13 protein-coding genes and 1 pseudogene are annotated in these 14,307 nt (G+C 63.2%); 7 read left to right on the plus strand and 7 right to left on the minus strand.

Going from position 1 to position 14,307, the window contains the following annotated elements:
- A pseudogene (locus tag MOV61_RS22005) lies at positions 1–504 on the plus strand (transcriptional regulator); the annotation flags it as partial.
- A gap of 15 nt (positions 505–519) precedes the next feature.
- Here the strand turns inward: MOV61_RS22005 and MOV61_RS22010 are convergent.
- Together MOV61_RS22010 and MOV61_RS22015 are read right to left on the minus strand one after the other, a co-directional pair.
- The gene (locus MOV61_RS22010) at positions 520–2,478 is read right to left on the minus strand and encodes a methyl-accepting chemotaxis protein (protein WP_247138089.1); all 1,959 of its coding nucleotides are present in this window, start codon (positions 2,476–2,478) and stop codon (positions 520–522) included.
- A 397-nt stretch (positions 2,479–2,875) separates the two neighbouring features.
- Positions 2,876–3,469 carry a TetR/AcrR family transcriptional regulator gene (locus MOV61_RS22015; RefSeq protein ID WP_247031105.1) on the minus strand — a complete coding sequence of 198 codons (594 nt, stop codon included), beginning with the start codon at positions 3,467–3,469 and terminating at the stop codon, positions 2,876–2,878.
- A 236-nt stretch (positions 3,470–3,705) separates the two neighbouring features.
- Between MOV61_RS22015 and MOV61_RS22020 the strand changes: the two genes are divergently transcribed.
- From MOV61_RS22020 to MOV61_RS22030, 3 genes are read left to right on the plus strand one after another with little or no spacing between them, the layout of a single operon-like run.
- A complete protein-coding gene (locus MOV61_RS22020) occupies positions 3,706–4,179 on the plus strand; it encodes a (2Fe-2S)-binding protein (RefSeq protein WP_247138090.1) in 474 nt (157 codons plus the stop codon).
- Entirely contained in the window at positions 4,179–5,162 is a 984-nt protein-coding gene (locus tag MOV61_RS22025) for a xanthine dehydrogenase family protein subunit M (RefSeq protein ID WP_247138091.1), read from the plus strand. The genes MOV61_RS22020 and MOV61_RS22025 overlap by 1 nt, the downstream gene beginning before the upstream one ends.
- Positions 5,159–7,447, plus strand: a complete 2,289-nt coding sequence (locus MOV61_RS22030; RefSeq protein ID WP_247138092.1) for a xanthine dehydrogenase family protein molybdopterin-binding subunit — start codon at positions 5,159–5,161, stop codon at positions 7,445–7,447. The genes MOV61_RS22025 and MOV61_RS22030 overlap by 4 nt, the downstream gene beginning before the upstream one ends.
- A 34-nt stretch (positions 7,448–7,481) precedes the next feature.
- On the opposite strand, the gene MOV61_RS22035 is transcribed toward MOV61_RS22030, so the two are convergent.
- Entirely contained in the window at positions 7,482–8,435 is a 954-nt protein-coding gene (locus tag MOV61_RS22035; protein ID WP_247138093.1) for a LysR family transcriptional regulator, read from the minus strand.
- A gap of 112 nt (positions 8,436–8,547) precedes the next feature.
- Between MOV61_RS22035 and MOV61_RS22040 the strand changes: the two genes are divergently transcribed.
- Entirely contained in the window at positions 8,548–9,147 is a 600-nt protein-coding gene (locus MOV61_RS22040) for an NADPH-dependent F420 reductase (RefSeq protein WP_247138094.1), read from the plus strand.
- Here the strand turns inward: MOV61_RS22040 and MOV61_RS22045 are convergent.
- On the minus strand, positions 9,144–9,806 hold the full coding sequence (locus MOV61_RS22045; RefSeq protein ID WP_247138095.1) for a sulfite oxidase-like oxidoreductase: 663 nt from the start codon (positions 9,804–9,806) through the stop codon (positions 9,144–9,146). The two genes, MOV61_RS22040 and MOV61_RS22045, sit on opposite strands and share 4 nt — an antisense overlap.
- Positions 9,807–9,909: 103 nt before the next feature.
- Here MOV61_RS22045 and MOV61_RS22050 point away from each other — a divergent pair, with 103 nt between their 5' ends.
- Positions 9,910–11,082: an aminotransferase gene (locus MOV61_RS22050; protein WP_247138096.1), complete on the plus strand. Its 1,173-nt coding sequence runs from the start codon at positions 9,910–9,912 to the stop codon at positions 11,080–11,082.
- A gap of 27 nt (positions 11,083–11,109) precedes the next feature.
- Complete coding sequence (locus tag MOV61_RS22055) at positions 11,110–12,390, plus strand: DUF763 domain-containing protein (protein WP_247138097.1); 1,281 nt, start codon at positions 11,110–11,112, stop codon at positions 12,388–12,390.
- Here MOV61_RS22055 and MOV61_RS22060 read toward each other — a convergent pair.
- From MOV61_RS22060 to MOV61_RS22070, 3 genes are all read right to left on the minus strand, one after another.
- A complete protein-coding gene (locus tag MOV61_RS22060) occupies positions 12,372–12,548 on the minus strand; it encodes a tautomerase family protein (RefSeq protein WP_258718959.1) in 177 nt (58 codons plus the stop codon). The two genes, MOV61_RS22055 and MOV61_RS22060, sit on opposite strands and share 19 nt — an antisense overlap.
- 142 nt (positions 12,549–12,690) lie before the next feature.
- Entirely contained in the window at positions 12,691–13,899 is a 1,209-nt protein-coding gene (locus MOV61_RS22065) for a pyridoxal phosphate-dependent aminotransferase (protein ID WP_247138099.1), read from the minus strand.
- A gap of 15 nt (positions 13,900–13,914) precedes the next feature.
- The coding region (locus MOV61_RS22070; protein ID WP_247138100.1) for a TetR family transcriptional regulator C-terminal domain-containing protein at positions 13,915–14,307 on the minus strand (393 nt) is incomplete at its 5' end.

The following is a 14,307-nucleotide window of genomic DNA, read 5'->3' on the forward strand; positions in this document are numbered from 1 at the left end:
CTGGCGGTCGACCGGCACTGGACCCTGGTGGCCGCGAATGCCGCGGTGGCGCCGCTGCTTGCTGATGTCGCCGACCGCTCGCTGATCGAGGGGCGGGTGAACGTGCTGCGGCTCAGCCTTCATCCGCAGGGCCTTGCGCCTCACATTGCCAATCTTTTCGAGTGGCGCAGTCACCTGCTCGAACGGCTCCGCCAGCAGATCGCCGCGACCGGTGACCGCGTTCTCAGGGCATTGCTGGAAGAGCTTTCCGGCTATCCGGTGCCGGAAGATACGCCGAAAGCGGCGGCGAAACATGACTATGCGGGTATCGCCGTGCCGATGGATCTGCGGACTGAGGCGGGGCTGTTATCCTTCATCTCGACGACGACGGTTTTCGGAACCCCGGTCGATGTGACGCTGTCGGAACTGGCGGTCGAATCCTTCTTTCCCGCCAATGACGAAACGGCCCGGCTTCTGCGCCAGATGGCAGAGGCCGGGCCGTCGAAGAGCGACAGTAAAAGCTGAGCTTCGATCAGCGGATCAGAATTCGGTCCACTGCGATTCCGTGCTTGCTGCAGCCGCGGCGCCGCCAAAGGACTTGCTGACGCGCTGCGCAAGGCGACGGGCCGGCGATTCCTGCGGAACGGCGTTGCGGGCGGCAGCAACCGGAGCGGAGCCGTAGGCCGGCCGCTGCTGTATTCCGGAACGCTGACCGCCTTCGGAGAGCTTGAAGCGGGTGAGGAGATCGCGCAGCTTCGTGCTTTCCGAGGCGAGATTGGCGCCGGCGGCATTGGTTTCCTCGACCATTGCAGCGTTTTGCTGTGTCACCTGGTCCATCTGGTTGACGGCCGAATTGACTTCGGCAAGTCCGACCGACTGTTCGCGGGCGGCGGTGGCGATCGCACTGATATGCTCGTTGATGGTGACGACGTGGCTTTCGATCGTTTTCAGCGCGTCGCCGGTCTCGCGCACCAGCTTGACGCCGTTCTGAACCTCGGCGCCCGACTTGCGGATGAGGTCCTTGATCTCCTTCGCGGCGCTCGCGGAACGCTGGGCGAGTTCGCGGACTTCCTGGGCGACAACCGCAAACCCCTTGCCGGCATCACCGGCACGGGCCGCTTCGACGCCGGCATTCAGCGCCAACAGATTAGTCTGGAAGGCGATCTCGTCGATGACGCCGATGATGTTGGAGATCTGGCTGGACGACTGCTCGATGCGCTGCATCGCGTCGACGGCGTTGGCGACCACGGCCCCCGACTGGGCGGCGCTCGAATTTGCCTGCAGCGCGATGGACTTCGCCTCGTCCGCACGTTTGGAAGAGTTCGAGACGTTGACGGTGATTTCGTCGAGGGCTGCGGCGGTCTCTTCAAGCGAGGCTGCCTGCTGTTCGGTACGCTTGGAAAGGTCGTCGGCGCTCTGGCTGACTTCACGCGAGCCGCTGTCGATCGACTGGGCCGAGCCGGCGACTTCGGAAAGTGCGGCGCCGAGACGGGACACGGCGGAGTTCAGGTCTTCGCGCAGCGCTTCGAAATCCGGAGCAAAAGGCTCGTTGAGCTGGAAGGCGAGGTCGCCGGATGCAAGGCGGCGCAGGCCGGCGGCAAGACCGGAGGTCGCTTCGTGCAGGCGGGCCTGGGCCGAGGCTTCCGCCTCTTCCTGCAGGCGGATACGGTCGGCTTCGGCGTGGGCGCGAGCTTCTTCGGCCTCTTCCTGAAGCTGCCGGTTGGAGATCGCGGCCTGGCGGAACACTTCGACGGCGCCGGCCATGGCGCCGACTTCGTCCTTGCGGCCGGCGAAGGGGATTTCGGTGGCGGTGTCACCTGCGGCAAGACCGCTCATCGAAGCGGTGATGCGCTGGATCGGACGGGCAATACCGGACAACACGTAGACGGCGGCGCCGACGATCAGCAGGAAAACGACGCCGAGGATGATTTCCATCGTGGTGAGCGCGGTGGAGTAGGTCGTCTTCGCCTTTGCGGTTTCGACGGCCGCCTCATCCGTGTTCGACTTGACCAGCTTGGTAACGGCTTCCATCGCTGGCTGGATGGTGATGCGCATCTTTTCCATCTCGACACGGGCGCGGGCGTCCGAAGCCTTGCGGGAGAAGTCCAGCATCTTCTGGCCGTTCAGGATGTATTTGTCGATGCCGGCCTGGATCTGGTCGATGATCTGCTTTTCCTGATCGCTGGAAATCAGCGGCCTGTAGGCGTTGAGAGCGACCTTCAGCGCATCGGATTGCTGGGCGATCAGCTTTTCCGCCGATTCCATGCCGAAGTCCGAGGTGGTGGTCAGATGGCCCATATAGGCGACCGTCATTCCGAGAATGGCCGTCTCGATATTCTTCGAAGCCTGAACGCTCGGCATCGAGTTCTCGGAAATCGTATTGAGATTGCCGGCGACGTTGGAGAGCGAGGATATGGCCGCCCAGGCGAGAACGGCGACGAGAGCTGCAATCGCGCCGAAGACGGCGATGAGCGAGCTGCGAATGGAGAGACGGGACATGAGGTTCGGCTCCGGATTGGTGAAGCCTCGAATGAGGCAACGCGTTTTCACGCGCAGATCTGATATCTGGCAGTGTGGGAAGAGAACCGGTCTCATACCGGCTCTTGCGCTACACCGGATGGCGGTCACGCGGTTGCCGGAAGATTAAGGTCAAACTCTTTAACGACAGATTGAATTTTGATATTGTACAACGATTTTTGATGATTTTCGGCGCTAAAAGTTCGAAAATATACCTGTGCTATCCGTTTATTTTATAACAATAATATTGGAATCGGGCCGGCGTAGTAACAGGATACCTGTCAATCGAGGATTGCTTGATTTTCCGTTCAATCGAGATGCGAAATCTAGCCTATCCGACGGGGTCGTTTCCGAGCAGATCCGAGGCATTGAGCGGGTGTTATCGGCGGGTCCGAAGGCCGTCCATCAAGAGGCCGATCAGGCGATGCGACCGCTCACGCCATTCGGGCGATTCCGGAATCGAATAGATACTCGACAGCGCGTGCAGGAGATCGCTTGTCTCGATGTCGCTGCGGATACATCCCTTGTCGCCGGCGGTCTTCAACAGGCTTTCCAAAGCGCCACGGATCAGGCCAGAGCCCTCGGAAAAAAGGGAGGAGTTCGACGTCATGAGAATGCGCAGGCTGTTGGCCATGCCGCGCTTGGTGGCGATGTAGCCGACGAAACGACGCATCCACTCCTCAAGCGCCACATCCGGCGAATGTTTTTGGGCAAGTTCGGTGGCGGCCGTGGCCAGGCTTTCGAGTTCACGGCGATAGACCACTTCCACGAGATGCTCGCGGCTCGGGAAATGCCGGTAAAGGGTGCCGATGCCGACACAAGCCTGGCGTGCTATATCTTCCAGCGAGGTCTCGACGCCATTTTCCGCAAAGGCTGCGGCCGCCACCTCGATCAGCCTGTCGCGGTTACGGCGGGCATCGGCGCGAAGCTTGGTCGATGCGGGCGATGTCGTCTTCGGCTCGGCCGAGGCCAAAATATTGCTCCAGGCAAATGAGGGCTTGACGAAAATCAGTAAGCCACTAGTTTAAACGGAGGCGCCTCCGTTTATCTGGAGTGCCTTCCACTTCTTAGTCCAGAGGGGGACGGATGTCATGCCGAAATGTGCCGGTGCTTCTCTCGCCGAACATCATCTAGGGCATCGCAGCCAGTTGGCCAGTCCGTCCCAGGCTTTAAATTCTCATTCTCGTGACAATGGCAGGAGCTTGATCCATGACACGAACCATCCATCTTTCGCTCGATATCAACGGGGGGCGGCACGAACTCGATGTCGAACCGCGTGTCACGCTGCTCGATGCACTGCGCGAACATCTGGCGCTGACCGGCACCAAGAAGGGCTGCGACCAGGGTCAATGCGGCGCCTGCACCTGTCATGTCGACGGCAGCCGTGTGCTCTCCTGTCTGACGCTTGCAGCCCAGGTCGAAGGGCGGCAGATCACCACGATCGAGGGTATTGCCGCGGAAAACGGCGAGTTGCACCCTGTCCAGGCGGCTTTCGTGGAGCATGATGCGTTCCAATGCGGCTATTGCACGCCCGGTCAGATCATGTCGGCAGTCGCCTGCATCCGCGAAGGCCATGCGGGATCCGACGAGGAAATCCGCGAATACATGTCCGGAAATCTCTGTCGGTGCGGAGCCTATAACAGCATCGTCGCGGCGGTGCGCGAAGCGGCGGAGATGGCGTGATGAGAGACTTTTCCTATCTCCGCGCCTCGTCTGCCGATGAAGCCCGGCAGGCGGCGCTCCAGGCCGGTTCAGCGCTGCTTGCCGGTGGCACGACGCTTCTCGATCTCGCCAAATGCGGCGTGATGGAGCCGGAAACCGTCATCGACATCACCCACCTTTCCGGGCTCGGCGGGATCACCCTCGATGCCGGCGGCGCCACGATCGGTGCGCTTGCCAAGATGGGCGCGGTTGCCGATCACCCAGGCATCCGTGCCGCTTTCCCGGCAGTTTCGGAATCGCTGTCGCTGGCGGCCTCCGCCCAGCTGCGCAACATGGCGACGATCGGCGGCAACCTGCTGCAGCGGACACGCTGTTCGTATTTCCGCGAGCCGGACGTGTTTCCGGCCTGCCACAAACGCAATCCCGGCTCCGGCTGTTCGGCGCTTGGCGGCGTCACCCGCAACCACGCTGTCCTCGGCACCAGCGATGCCTGCATCGCCACCTATCCGGGTGACCTCGCAGTCGCGCTCGCCGCCTTCGACGCCGTGGTCGATCTCGGGGGCCGGACGGTGTCGGTCGACGACTTTTTCCTGACGCCGGGCAATACGCCGGAGCGGGAAACCGCGTTGCAGCGCGGCGAGATGATCACCGCGATCACCATTCCGGCCTCGGCGGCGGCGAAGAACTCTACCTATCTCAAGGTTCGCGACCGCCAGTCCTACGAGTTTGCGGCGGCGAGTGCCGCAGTCGGGCTGGAATTCGAAGCGGACGGCAAGACGGTTCGCGATATCCGCGTCGCTCTGGGCGGCGTCGCCACCAAGCCGTGGCGGGCTCGCAACGTCGAACAGGCGCTGGTCGGCAAGGTGCTCAGCGCGGAAACCGTCGAGGCGGCGAGCCGGCTCGCCATGGAAGGTGCCGTTTCGCATGGCGCCAATCACTACAAGATCGAACTTGCGCCGCGCGTTGTCGCCCGCGCCATCCTGAAAGTTGGAGGTCTCGTATGACCATCATGGAACCCCGCAAACACGGCGATGCCTCAGACGGGACTGTCGGCGGTCGTCAAACACGCTTCGAAGGCAATCTGAAGGTCACCGGTGGTGCGACCTATGCGCTGGAATATCCGGCCGAAGGCCTTGTCTATGCTATTCTCGTGCAGAGCACGATCCCGGCCGGTCGCGTCATATCGGTCGATGCGGAAAAGGCGCTTGCGGCCCCGGGCGTGCTGATGGTGCTGACGCCGGATGACGATATGGGTCTCCTGGTCGCCTCCGACTGGGGTGGCAATCGCCCGGAAAACCAGCCGTATTATCCGCTGCCGCGGCAGGTGCAGTACAATGGTCAGTCGATCGCCGCCGTCGTCGCGGAAAGCCGCGAACAGGCGGTCGAGGCGGCAAGGCTGATCTGCATCACCTATGAGAAGGCGCCGCATGTCGCGAGCTTCAACGATACGGCGGCTGGCGAAGGCAAGGTCATGGACAATCTCACCGCCGGATGGGGTGATGCCGAGGCCGCTCTTGCGGCGGCACCGGTTCAGATCGAAGGCGAATATTCGACGCCGCGTGAATATCACGTCGCCATGGAGCCGCATGGGCTGACCGTGAAGTGGGATGGCGACCGGATCACTGTCTGGGAGCCGAGCCAGTGGTCTCACGGCATGGCGCGCAGCTATTCCGAATGGTTCGGCATTCCTTACGAAAACGTCCGCCTGATCTCGCCGTTCATCGGCGGCGGGTTCGGCTCCAAGGGGGCGGCGCTCGCCCATGGCGCGGTGGCGGCTTTCGCGTCCAGGAAGCTCGGCCGGCCGGTCAAGCTTGCGCTCACGCGACCGCAGAATTTCACCAACTATGGCGGTCGCGCCGCGACGCGCCAGCGGATCAAGATTGGCGCGACGGAAGACGGCATCCTGCAGGCGATCGTCCATCGCGGCGCCAGCGAGACCTCCACCTATGCGGATTGGCCTGAGCAGACCGGTGCCGCAACGCCGATCCTCTACAGGATAGAGAATTTCTCGTCGCAGCATCGGGTCGTGCCGGTCAACGCCGTCACACCGGGTGCGTTACGCGGACCGGGCAAGAACCCCAGCGCGTTCGGCATCGAAAGTGCGATGGAGGAGCTCGCCTACAAACTCGGCATGGACCCGCTCGAACTGCGGCTGAAAAACTACGCCGACCACGACTACCAGTCGGGGAAACCGTGGTCGACCCGCCGGCTGCGCGAAGCGCTGACCGAAGGGGCCGAAGCTTTCGGCTGGTCGAGGCGCAGCCATGAACCACGCTCGATGCGCGACGGCAAAACCCTGATCGGCTGGGGCATCGGCTGCGGCACGTTCCCGGTCCTTCAGGCGCCGAGCGAGGCGATGATCCGCATCCTGCGCAACGGCCGTGTCGAGGTCGTCAGCGGTGCGATCGACATGGGGCAGGGCACCTATACGATCCTTGCTCAGACGGTGGCCGAAGTGTTCGGCATTCCCGCCGACCAGGTCGAGGTCCATCTTGGCGATTCCCGGTTGCCGGGCTCGGCGATCGCCGGCGGCTCGATGCTGGCGGGCTCCATTCTCGGCGCCGTGCACAAGGCGGCGACAGCGGCCCGCGACGAACTGATCGGACTGGCGCTCAACGACGAGAAATCGCCGCTGCGCGATACCGGCGCCAATACGCTGACTTTCAGCGGCGGCCGCGTTGCCGCTCCCCGCGACCAAGGCCCGTCGCTCACGCTTTCGGAACTGATGGCGGCGCTCGGTCGCGACGAGATCGAGATCCTGAGGAATACGCTGCCGGAAGGTGCTACCGCCCAGGAGCAGCATCAGGCCTGGACGAGCATGGTAAAGGTTCAGGGGCCGACCATGGGCGAATATTCCATGCATAGCTGGTGCGCCCATTTCGCCGAAGTGAGGGTGGATGAGGATTTTGGAACGGTGCGGGTGTCCCGCATCGTCTCGGCCTTCGATTGCGGCCGGCTCTACAATCCGCGGCTGGTCGAAAGCCAGTGGCGGGGCGGCATCATCATGGGCATCGGCCAGGCTCTCCTCGAGGAAGGTCTCGTCGACCAGCGCAACGGCCGCACCGTCAACAACAACATGGGCGACTATCTGGTGCCCACCAATGCGGACGTGCCGCATATCGAGGTGATCTCGGTCGGCATTCCCGATTACGGCGCCTCGGCGCTGGGCGGCAAGGGCGTCGGCGAAGTCGGCATCGTCGGCGTCGCGCCGGCAATCGCCAACGCGGTCTTCCACGCGACCGGCAAACGCGTCCGCGACCTGCCGATCACGCTCGAAAAGCTGATCTGATCGATCCGGCGCATCCGGCTTCGGCCGGGTGCGCCTATCTTCGCTTCGGCGTGTTGGATGCCCCGAGGCTGCCGGCAAAGCGTTCGGCCAGACGTTCCTTCCGGAAATGCTCGACCACGAAGTCGATAAAGACGCGGGTCTTTGCCGGCAGCAGCGTCTTGCTGGCGTAGTAGATCGAGATCGGCCCGATATCCGCATACCAGTCGGGCAGCAGGCGGACGAGCATACCGCTCTCCATATACGATAAGGCATCCGGCATCGCGATCATCGCGACGCCGAGGCCGAGGCTTGCTGCGTGGGCAATGGCGGCTGGGTCGTTGAGCACCATCTTTTCCCTCAGTGCCACGGGCACTTCGTCGCCGCCGGCATTTCGCATCACCCATTGGCGAATACGGCCGGTATTGGAAGAACGCATATGGATGCCGTCGAGGTTCGCAAGGTCCGCCGGATGGGCCGGCATCGGCCTATCCTTCATGTAGGCAGGTGAAGCGACCAGCACGATATGGGCCGGCGCCAGCACCCGGGCGACCGCGCCGGGCGTCAGCTCAAACCCGCCGCCGATCGCCGCGTCATATCCCTCGGCGATCAGATCGACCTGCCGGTTCTCGAACGTCCAGTCCGGACGGATCAGCGGGTAGCGCGCCATGAACTCCGGCAGCAGCGGCAGGATATAGCCCGTTCCGAAATGCGGGCTCATGCTGACCTTCAGCACACCGGCCGGCTCCGCTCCGCCCGAAGAGACCTCGGCGATCGCGGTCTGCAGCGCCTCGACGTGGTCGCGGATCTCCGACAGAAAACGTTCGCCCGCTTCCGTCAGCGTCAGCCTTCGCGTGCTGCGCTGGAAGAGGCGGGTGCCGAGGTTCCGCTCCAGCATCGCGACATTGCGGCTGACGGCCGCGGGCGTCAGTGCCAACCGCCTGGCTGCAGCCGAGAAGCCACCGAGCTCTGCGCTGCGCATGAAGGATTCGAGATTGGCGAGGCTTTCCACGGTGATTCTGCCTTCAACGGTTGCTTGAAGATGATTGGCATTATTGCCGGCTAATCAAGCGGCAATCCAGACGCGATATTCCTGACATCGAAACCACTGGAGTATCGCAATCATGACCATCGGTATCATCGGCGCCGGCAATATCGGCGCAGCCTTCGCCCGCACGCTTGCAAGAAACGGCGTGCGCGCCACCATCGCCAACAGCCGCGGCCCGGCCTCGCTCGAAACACTGACGGCCGAGCTGTCGCCCTGGATTTCCGCCGGCACGATCGAAGAGGCAGCAAGTGCCGACATGGTGCTGATCGCGGTTCCGTGGTCGAAGCTGCCGGCTGCCCTTGCCGGCCTGCCGGACTGGAACGGCCGGATCGTCATCGATGCAAACAACCCGATCGAAGCGCCGCTGTTCAAGCCGGCTGAACTCAATGGCCGCCTTTCCAGCGAGATCGTTTCAAATCTGGTGCCGGGCGCCCGAGTTGTTAAGGCCTTCAACCATCTGCTGGCAAAACTGCTCGAGGCTGATCCTTCTTCCGAAGGCGGCAAGCGTGTGCTGTTCTATTCCGGTGACGATGCGGCCTCGAAGTCGGAGGTCGCCGGGCTGATCGACAAGCTCGGTTTCTTCGGCATCGATCTCGGGCCGCTTGCGGTAGGCGCCAAGCTGGCGCAGTTCCCCGGTGGCCCGCTGCCGGCGCTCAACCTCGTCCAGTTCGGTTAGTCGTCCGAATAACGCTCCTCGGACCAGGGGTCCCCGCGCATATGGTAGCCGTTCTTCTCCCAGAAGCCGGCCTGGTCCCGGTCGAGGAACTCGATCCGGTTCAGCCATTTGGCGCTCTTCCAGAAATAAAGGTGCGGCACCACCAGCCGCACCGGCCCGCCATGTTCCTCGCTCAGCGGCTTGCCTTCCCACTCGGTGACGATAATCGCGTCCGGCGAGGCGAAATCCGAGAGAAGCAGGTTGGTGGTATAGCCGTCATAGCTGGTCAGCATGACGGCAACCGCCTCCTCTTGCGGATCGACGAGATCGAGAAAGTCGTGTGTCGAAACGCCTTTCCAGTTGTTGTCGTAGCGCGACCAGGTGGTCACGCAATGGATGTCGGAGCGCATCTCTGTCTGCGGCAGAGCCTGGAAGGCCGCCCAGTCCAAGGTCCTGCGGTTGTTGACGAGGCCGCGCACGTCGAGTTTCCAGCGCTCGGGCGAGACCTGCGGCTGCTGGCCGAGATCGAGGACCGGCCAGTTCTTGACCAGGTGCTGGCCGGGCGGTAGGCGGTCGGTTTCCGGCCTGGCGATCCGGCCGGTCAGGAACTTGCCTTGCTCCGCCCATTTCCGCTTGGTGATGGTGAGCTTCGAATCCTTGGGCTCAATCTCGTCGGCCATATCCGGTTCTCCTTGCGTCGCCCGATAATCTGATAAACAAGAAAGGCAATCAATTGCCCATCTTGGCAATTGCCTGTTCGGAAAATCCTGTTCTCGGAAGATCATGCCTGCCTTCAATCCGCTTATCGAAAAGCTCAGCCCTCCACCCGTTCCCTCCGTCGCCGCCTGGGGGCGTGCCTATGACGGGTCCAAAGGTCCGCTGATCGACCTCTCTCAGGCCGTGCCCGGTTATCCGGCCCATCCGGACATGCTGAAGCTGCTCGGCGAGACCGGCTCCTCAAAGGCCTTTACCGGCTATGGGCCGATCGAGGGCGAGGCGGAACTTCGGACAGCCTATGCGGCGCATGTCTCGGAGGTTTACGGCGCGAGTATCGGCCTAAGGAACATTCACATCACGTCTGGCTGCAACCAGGCCTTCGTCTGCGCGGCGATGACCGTCGCCGGTCCGGGCAATACGGCGCTGATGACCGAGCCCTTCTATTTCAACCACGAAACGACGTTGGCGATGATGGGCATCAAGACCGCTTTCGTCGCCTGCGATGCAGCGAACGGTTTCCTGCCGGATCTCGTCGGGCTCGAAGCGGCGATCACCGGCGACGTCAAGGCACTGGCGCTTGTATCGCCCAACAACCCCACCGGCGCGATCTATCCGCCATCGCTGCTCGAAGCGATCTTCGAGCTCTGCCAGAACAAGGGCATCTGGCTGATCCTCGACGAGACCTATCGCGACTTTCTGCCGACAGCGGACCAGGCGCCGCACGCGCTGTTCAGTCTCGACGGCTGGGAAGACACACTGATCAGCCTCTACAGTTTTTCGAAATCGTTCTGCATCCCCGGCCACCGGCTCGGGGCGATCACCGCCGGTCCGGTCGCGGTCGAACAGATCGCCAAGATCATGGACAACCTGCAGATCTGCGCGCCGCGCGCCGCTCAGGCCGCCGTCGCCAAGGCGTTGCCACTTCTCGCCGATTGGCGCGAAGAGAACCGGCAAGAGATCGGCCGCCGTGCCGATGCCTTGAAGGCGGTGATGCGCTCCGTCAACGACTGGAAGCTCGACGCGATCGGCGCCTATTTCGCCTTCGTGCGGCATCCGTTCCCAGGCAGGAGTTCAGCCGAAGTGGCGGAAAAGCTCGCCAGGCAGGCGGGCGTGATCTGCATTCCCGGCGCCTATTTCGGCGAGAGCCAGCAGAACTATCTGCGCTTCGCCTTCGCCAATGCGGACGTGCCGACGATCGGACTGTTGCGAGAACGTTTGCAGAACTTTTCTCTATCATGAGCCTGGGCGTCCGTATATAAGCGGATCATGGTTCAAAGAGCAGGCAGCGCCGATCTCCCGCTTCACGGCGGCCGGGTTCCCCGGTGGCTCGGTGAGCGCATGACGAAGCTGGGCGCGGTCATCATCCAGGCGATCGTCATCGAATACGGCCGCGACGAACTTCTGCGGCGGCTGGCGCATCCCTTCTGGTTCCAGTCCTTCGGTTGTGTTATGGGCATGGACTGGCATTCTTCCGGCATCACCACCAGCGTTCTCGGCGCACTCAAGCGCGGGCTGACGCCGATGGCCGGCGAGCTCGGCGTCCATGTCTGCGGCGGCCGTGGGCAGAGCTCCCGCAAGACGCCGGAGGAACTGATCGCGATCGGCAACCGCGTCGGCATCGACGGCAGCGGCCTTGCGACGACCAGCCGTCTGGTCGCCAAGGTGGACAGCGCCGCGGTGCAGGACGGGTTCGATCTTTACCTGCACGGGTTCATCGTCACAGACGATGGCAAATGGGTGGTGGTGCAACAGGGCATGAACGGCGACAAGCGCCAGGCGCGGCGTTACCACTGGATCTCGGAGGGCTTGAAAAGCTTCGTCGATTCTCCGCATGCGGCCATCGAAGGCCGCGGGCAGGGCGAGATCGTCAATCTCGCCGACCACCGTGCCGAAGCCTCCCGAAAGGGCCAGCTCGATCTGCTCGCGACGCTCGGGCCGGACCGGATCATCCGCGAGGTGATCGCCATCGAGCCAGCGCGCAAGGTGAAGGAACCGGCACAGCCGATGCTGCCGCATCTGGTCATGCCGGCGCATCACGATGTCCGCGAGGAGGACGTCAACATGAGGCGGCTGCATGGCACGCTGGCGGCGGCGGCAGATCGCGGCCCGGAGGATTTCGAGAACCTGCTGCTGATGCCGGGTGTCGGCGCGCGGACGGTCAAGGCTTTGGCCATGGTCGCCGAGGTGGTGCATGGCACGCCCTGCCGGTTTTCCGATCCGGCGCGCTTCTCGCTCGCCCATGGCGGCAAGGATCGGCATCCGTTTCCGGTGCCGCTGAAGGTTTATGACGAGACGATCAAGGTGATGAAGTCTGCCGTCGGCAAGGCCCGGCTCGGCCGCGAGGAAGAGTTGCAAGCGCTGAAGCGGCTCGACGACCAGGCCCGCCAGATGGAGCGGTATGTGACAGGCCCGGACCTCAAGGAGATCGTCGCCGGCGAATTCCGCAAGTCGCACGAATGGGGCGGCCGCAGCGTCTTCGGCTGGGAGCCGCCGGCGGAGGAGACCGCCAATTTTCCAGGATCAGCCGACTACTTGAAGGGATCGTAACCGGGCTTTTTGTAGACAAGCTCCGGCTGTCCCTGGATATCCGGCACGTAGACCTTGTCCGTCCAGGCGTCTCTCGGAAAGTCCTGGATTGCGACCGACACGGAACTCTCGGCAGAGCCAAGAGCGGTCATGACCGCCTTGGTCACCTCAGCCGTCAGTGCCTGCTTCTACTCTTCGGAGCGGCCCTCGACCATTTTGACAATAACATGGGGCATGTTGCGCTCCTCCGATGGGCAGTTTTCAAATCAACCGAAGCGAGCATAGCCCGTCTCGTTCATGGATTTCAATCGGGAACTTCGCTCACGCCATCGGGGTTGTCGCGCGGTCTCTGCCAGTGGACGCGATGCGGCCGGCGAGGTCGGCGATACGGTGCATGGCGGTTGCAACCGCATCGTCCGGGACCGTCAGCGAGATGCGCAGGAAGCCTGCGGCCTGGGCGCCGAAGGAGGTGCCGGGCATGACGGCCACTTTTTTCTCGCGCAGCAGTTCCCAGGCGAATTCCTCGCCGTTGAGCCCGGTGGCGGTCACGTCGAGCAGAACAAACATGCCCCCTTCCGGCGGCATCGGCTTGACGAGATTGCTGCCGGCAAAGGCCTTTTCGACGATGGTGGCACGGCGGCGATAATTTTCCCGCATCACGTCGGCGGTGTCGAAATGCTGCGACAGCGCCATGGCGGTCATGTCGGAGATGAAGGGCTGCACGCCGAACAGCATGGTTTCGGACACCGGCAGCAGTCTTTCACAGAACTCTTCGGGGCCGGCGGCCCAGCCGCTGCGGAAGCCGGGGGCAGCATGGGATTTCGAGATCGACGAGACCGCGATGGTACGTTCGGCCAGTGCCGGAATGTCGAAGGGCGAGGCGAAGGGCGTGCCTTCGAAGATCAACTGCTCATAGACCTCGTCCGAAACGATCCAGAGGTCATGCTTGCGGCAGACGTCGCCGATGGCGGCGATTTCCGCGGCAGTCAGCACCGCGCCGGTCGGGTTGTGCGGCGTGTTGAGAAGGAGCACGCGGGCCTCCGGCGTGATCGCCCGTTCGAGGTCCTCGGCCTGCAGGTGGAATTTCTTTTCCGGACGCAGCGGCACGGGGATCATGTGCGCGCCGGTGGACTGGATGACGCCTTCATAGGTGGCATAGAGCGGATCGCCGACGAGCACGCCGTCGCCGGCTTCGACGAGACCGGTCATGACGGCATAGAGAGCGGTCTGGGTGCCGGGGAAACAGAGGAAATTGCGCTCCGTGACACCTGGCCGGCGTTTCGAATACTTTTCCACCAGCGCCTTCAGCACCGGCGGCTCGCCGCGGCCATTGGAATACCGGGTGCGGCCGGCATACATGGCGCGCGCTGCCTCATCGAGCAGGGCCTTGTCCGGCTTGACGTCCGGCTCGCCGATGGTGAGTTCGATGATGTCCTCGCCCGATGCCTGCATGCGGCGGGCGGTCAGGTGGAGTGCCCAGCGGCCGGAGCCGAGATGGGCGAGGCGGTCGGTGATCGAGGCATAACGCATCGGTGGTTCCTTTTCTTATCGTTGTTCGGCCGAAAGCTCGCCAGGCTGCAGGCGCAGCAGCGCTTCCACGGAGATCAGGGCATTTTCTGCGAGTTCGTGTTCCGCAAACGTATCGGCCGCAAGCGTTCCCTCCAGCCAGAGGCCGTCGACGAGCGCGTTGACCCCGATCGCATAGGTGCGGCATTGGGCGGGGCTCAGAGCCCGCTTTTCCTCGACGAAGAAGGCGGACAGCAGCGTCTCCAGCGCCTCCAGGAAAGAGAGATAGTTTTCGCGGTGGATGGCGGCGAAGCTCTGGTCGATCTGGATATGGCTGATGAAGGCTGCCCAGAGCGACAGCGTGCGCGGGTCGGTCACCGGCGGCGTCACGTTGGCGACGATAAAGCGGCGCAGGCGCGAGCGGGCCGTCTC

It is taken from the genome of Neorhizobium sp. BETTINA12A (assembly GCF_023006485.1).
Lineage (GTDB): Bacteria > Pseudomonadota > Alphaproteobacteria > Rhizobiales > Rhizobiaceae > Neorhizobium.

Coding starts and splice junctions, on each gene's coding strand:
- MOV61_RS22030 (WP_247138092.1), top strand. CDS start 5,159: ATGACCATCATGGAACCCCGCAAACACGGCGATGCCTCAGACGGGACT.
- MOV61_RS22045 (WP_247138095.1), bottom strand. CDS start 9,806: ATGGCCGACGAGATTGAGCCCAAGGATTCGAAGCTCACCATCACCAAG.
- MOV61_RS22040 (WP_247138094.1), top strand. CDS start 8,548: ATGACCATCGGTATCATCGGCGCCGGCAATATCGGCGCAGCCTTCGCC.
- MOV61_RS22010 (WP_247138089.1), bottom strand. CDS start 2,478: ATGTCCCGTCTCTCCATTCGCAGCTCGCTCATCGCCGTCTTCGGCGCG.
- MOV61_RS22065 (WP_247138099.1), bottom strand. CDS start 13,899: ATGCGTTATGCCTCGATCACCGACCGCCTCGCCCATCTCGGCTCCGGC.
- MOV61_RS22020 (WP_247138090.1), top strand. CDS start 3,706: ATGACACGAACCATCCATCTTTCGCTCGATATCAACGGGGGGCGGCAC.
- MOV61_RS22050 (WP_247138096.1), top strand. CDS start 9,910: ATGCCTGCCTTCAATCCGCTTATCGAAAAGCTCAGCCCTCCACCCGTT.
- MOV61_RS22055 (WP_247138097.1), top strand. CDS start 11,110: ATGGTTCAAAGAGCAGGCAGCGCCGATCTCCCGCTTCACGGCGGCCGG.
- MOV61_RS22025 (WP_247138091.1), top strand. CDS start 4,179: ATGAGAGACTTTTCCTATCTCCGCGCCTCGTCTGCCGATGAAGCCCGG.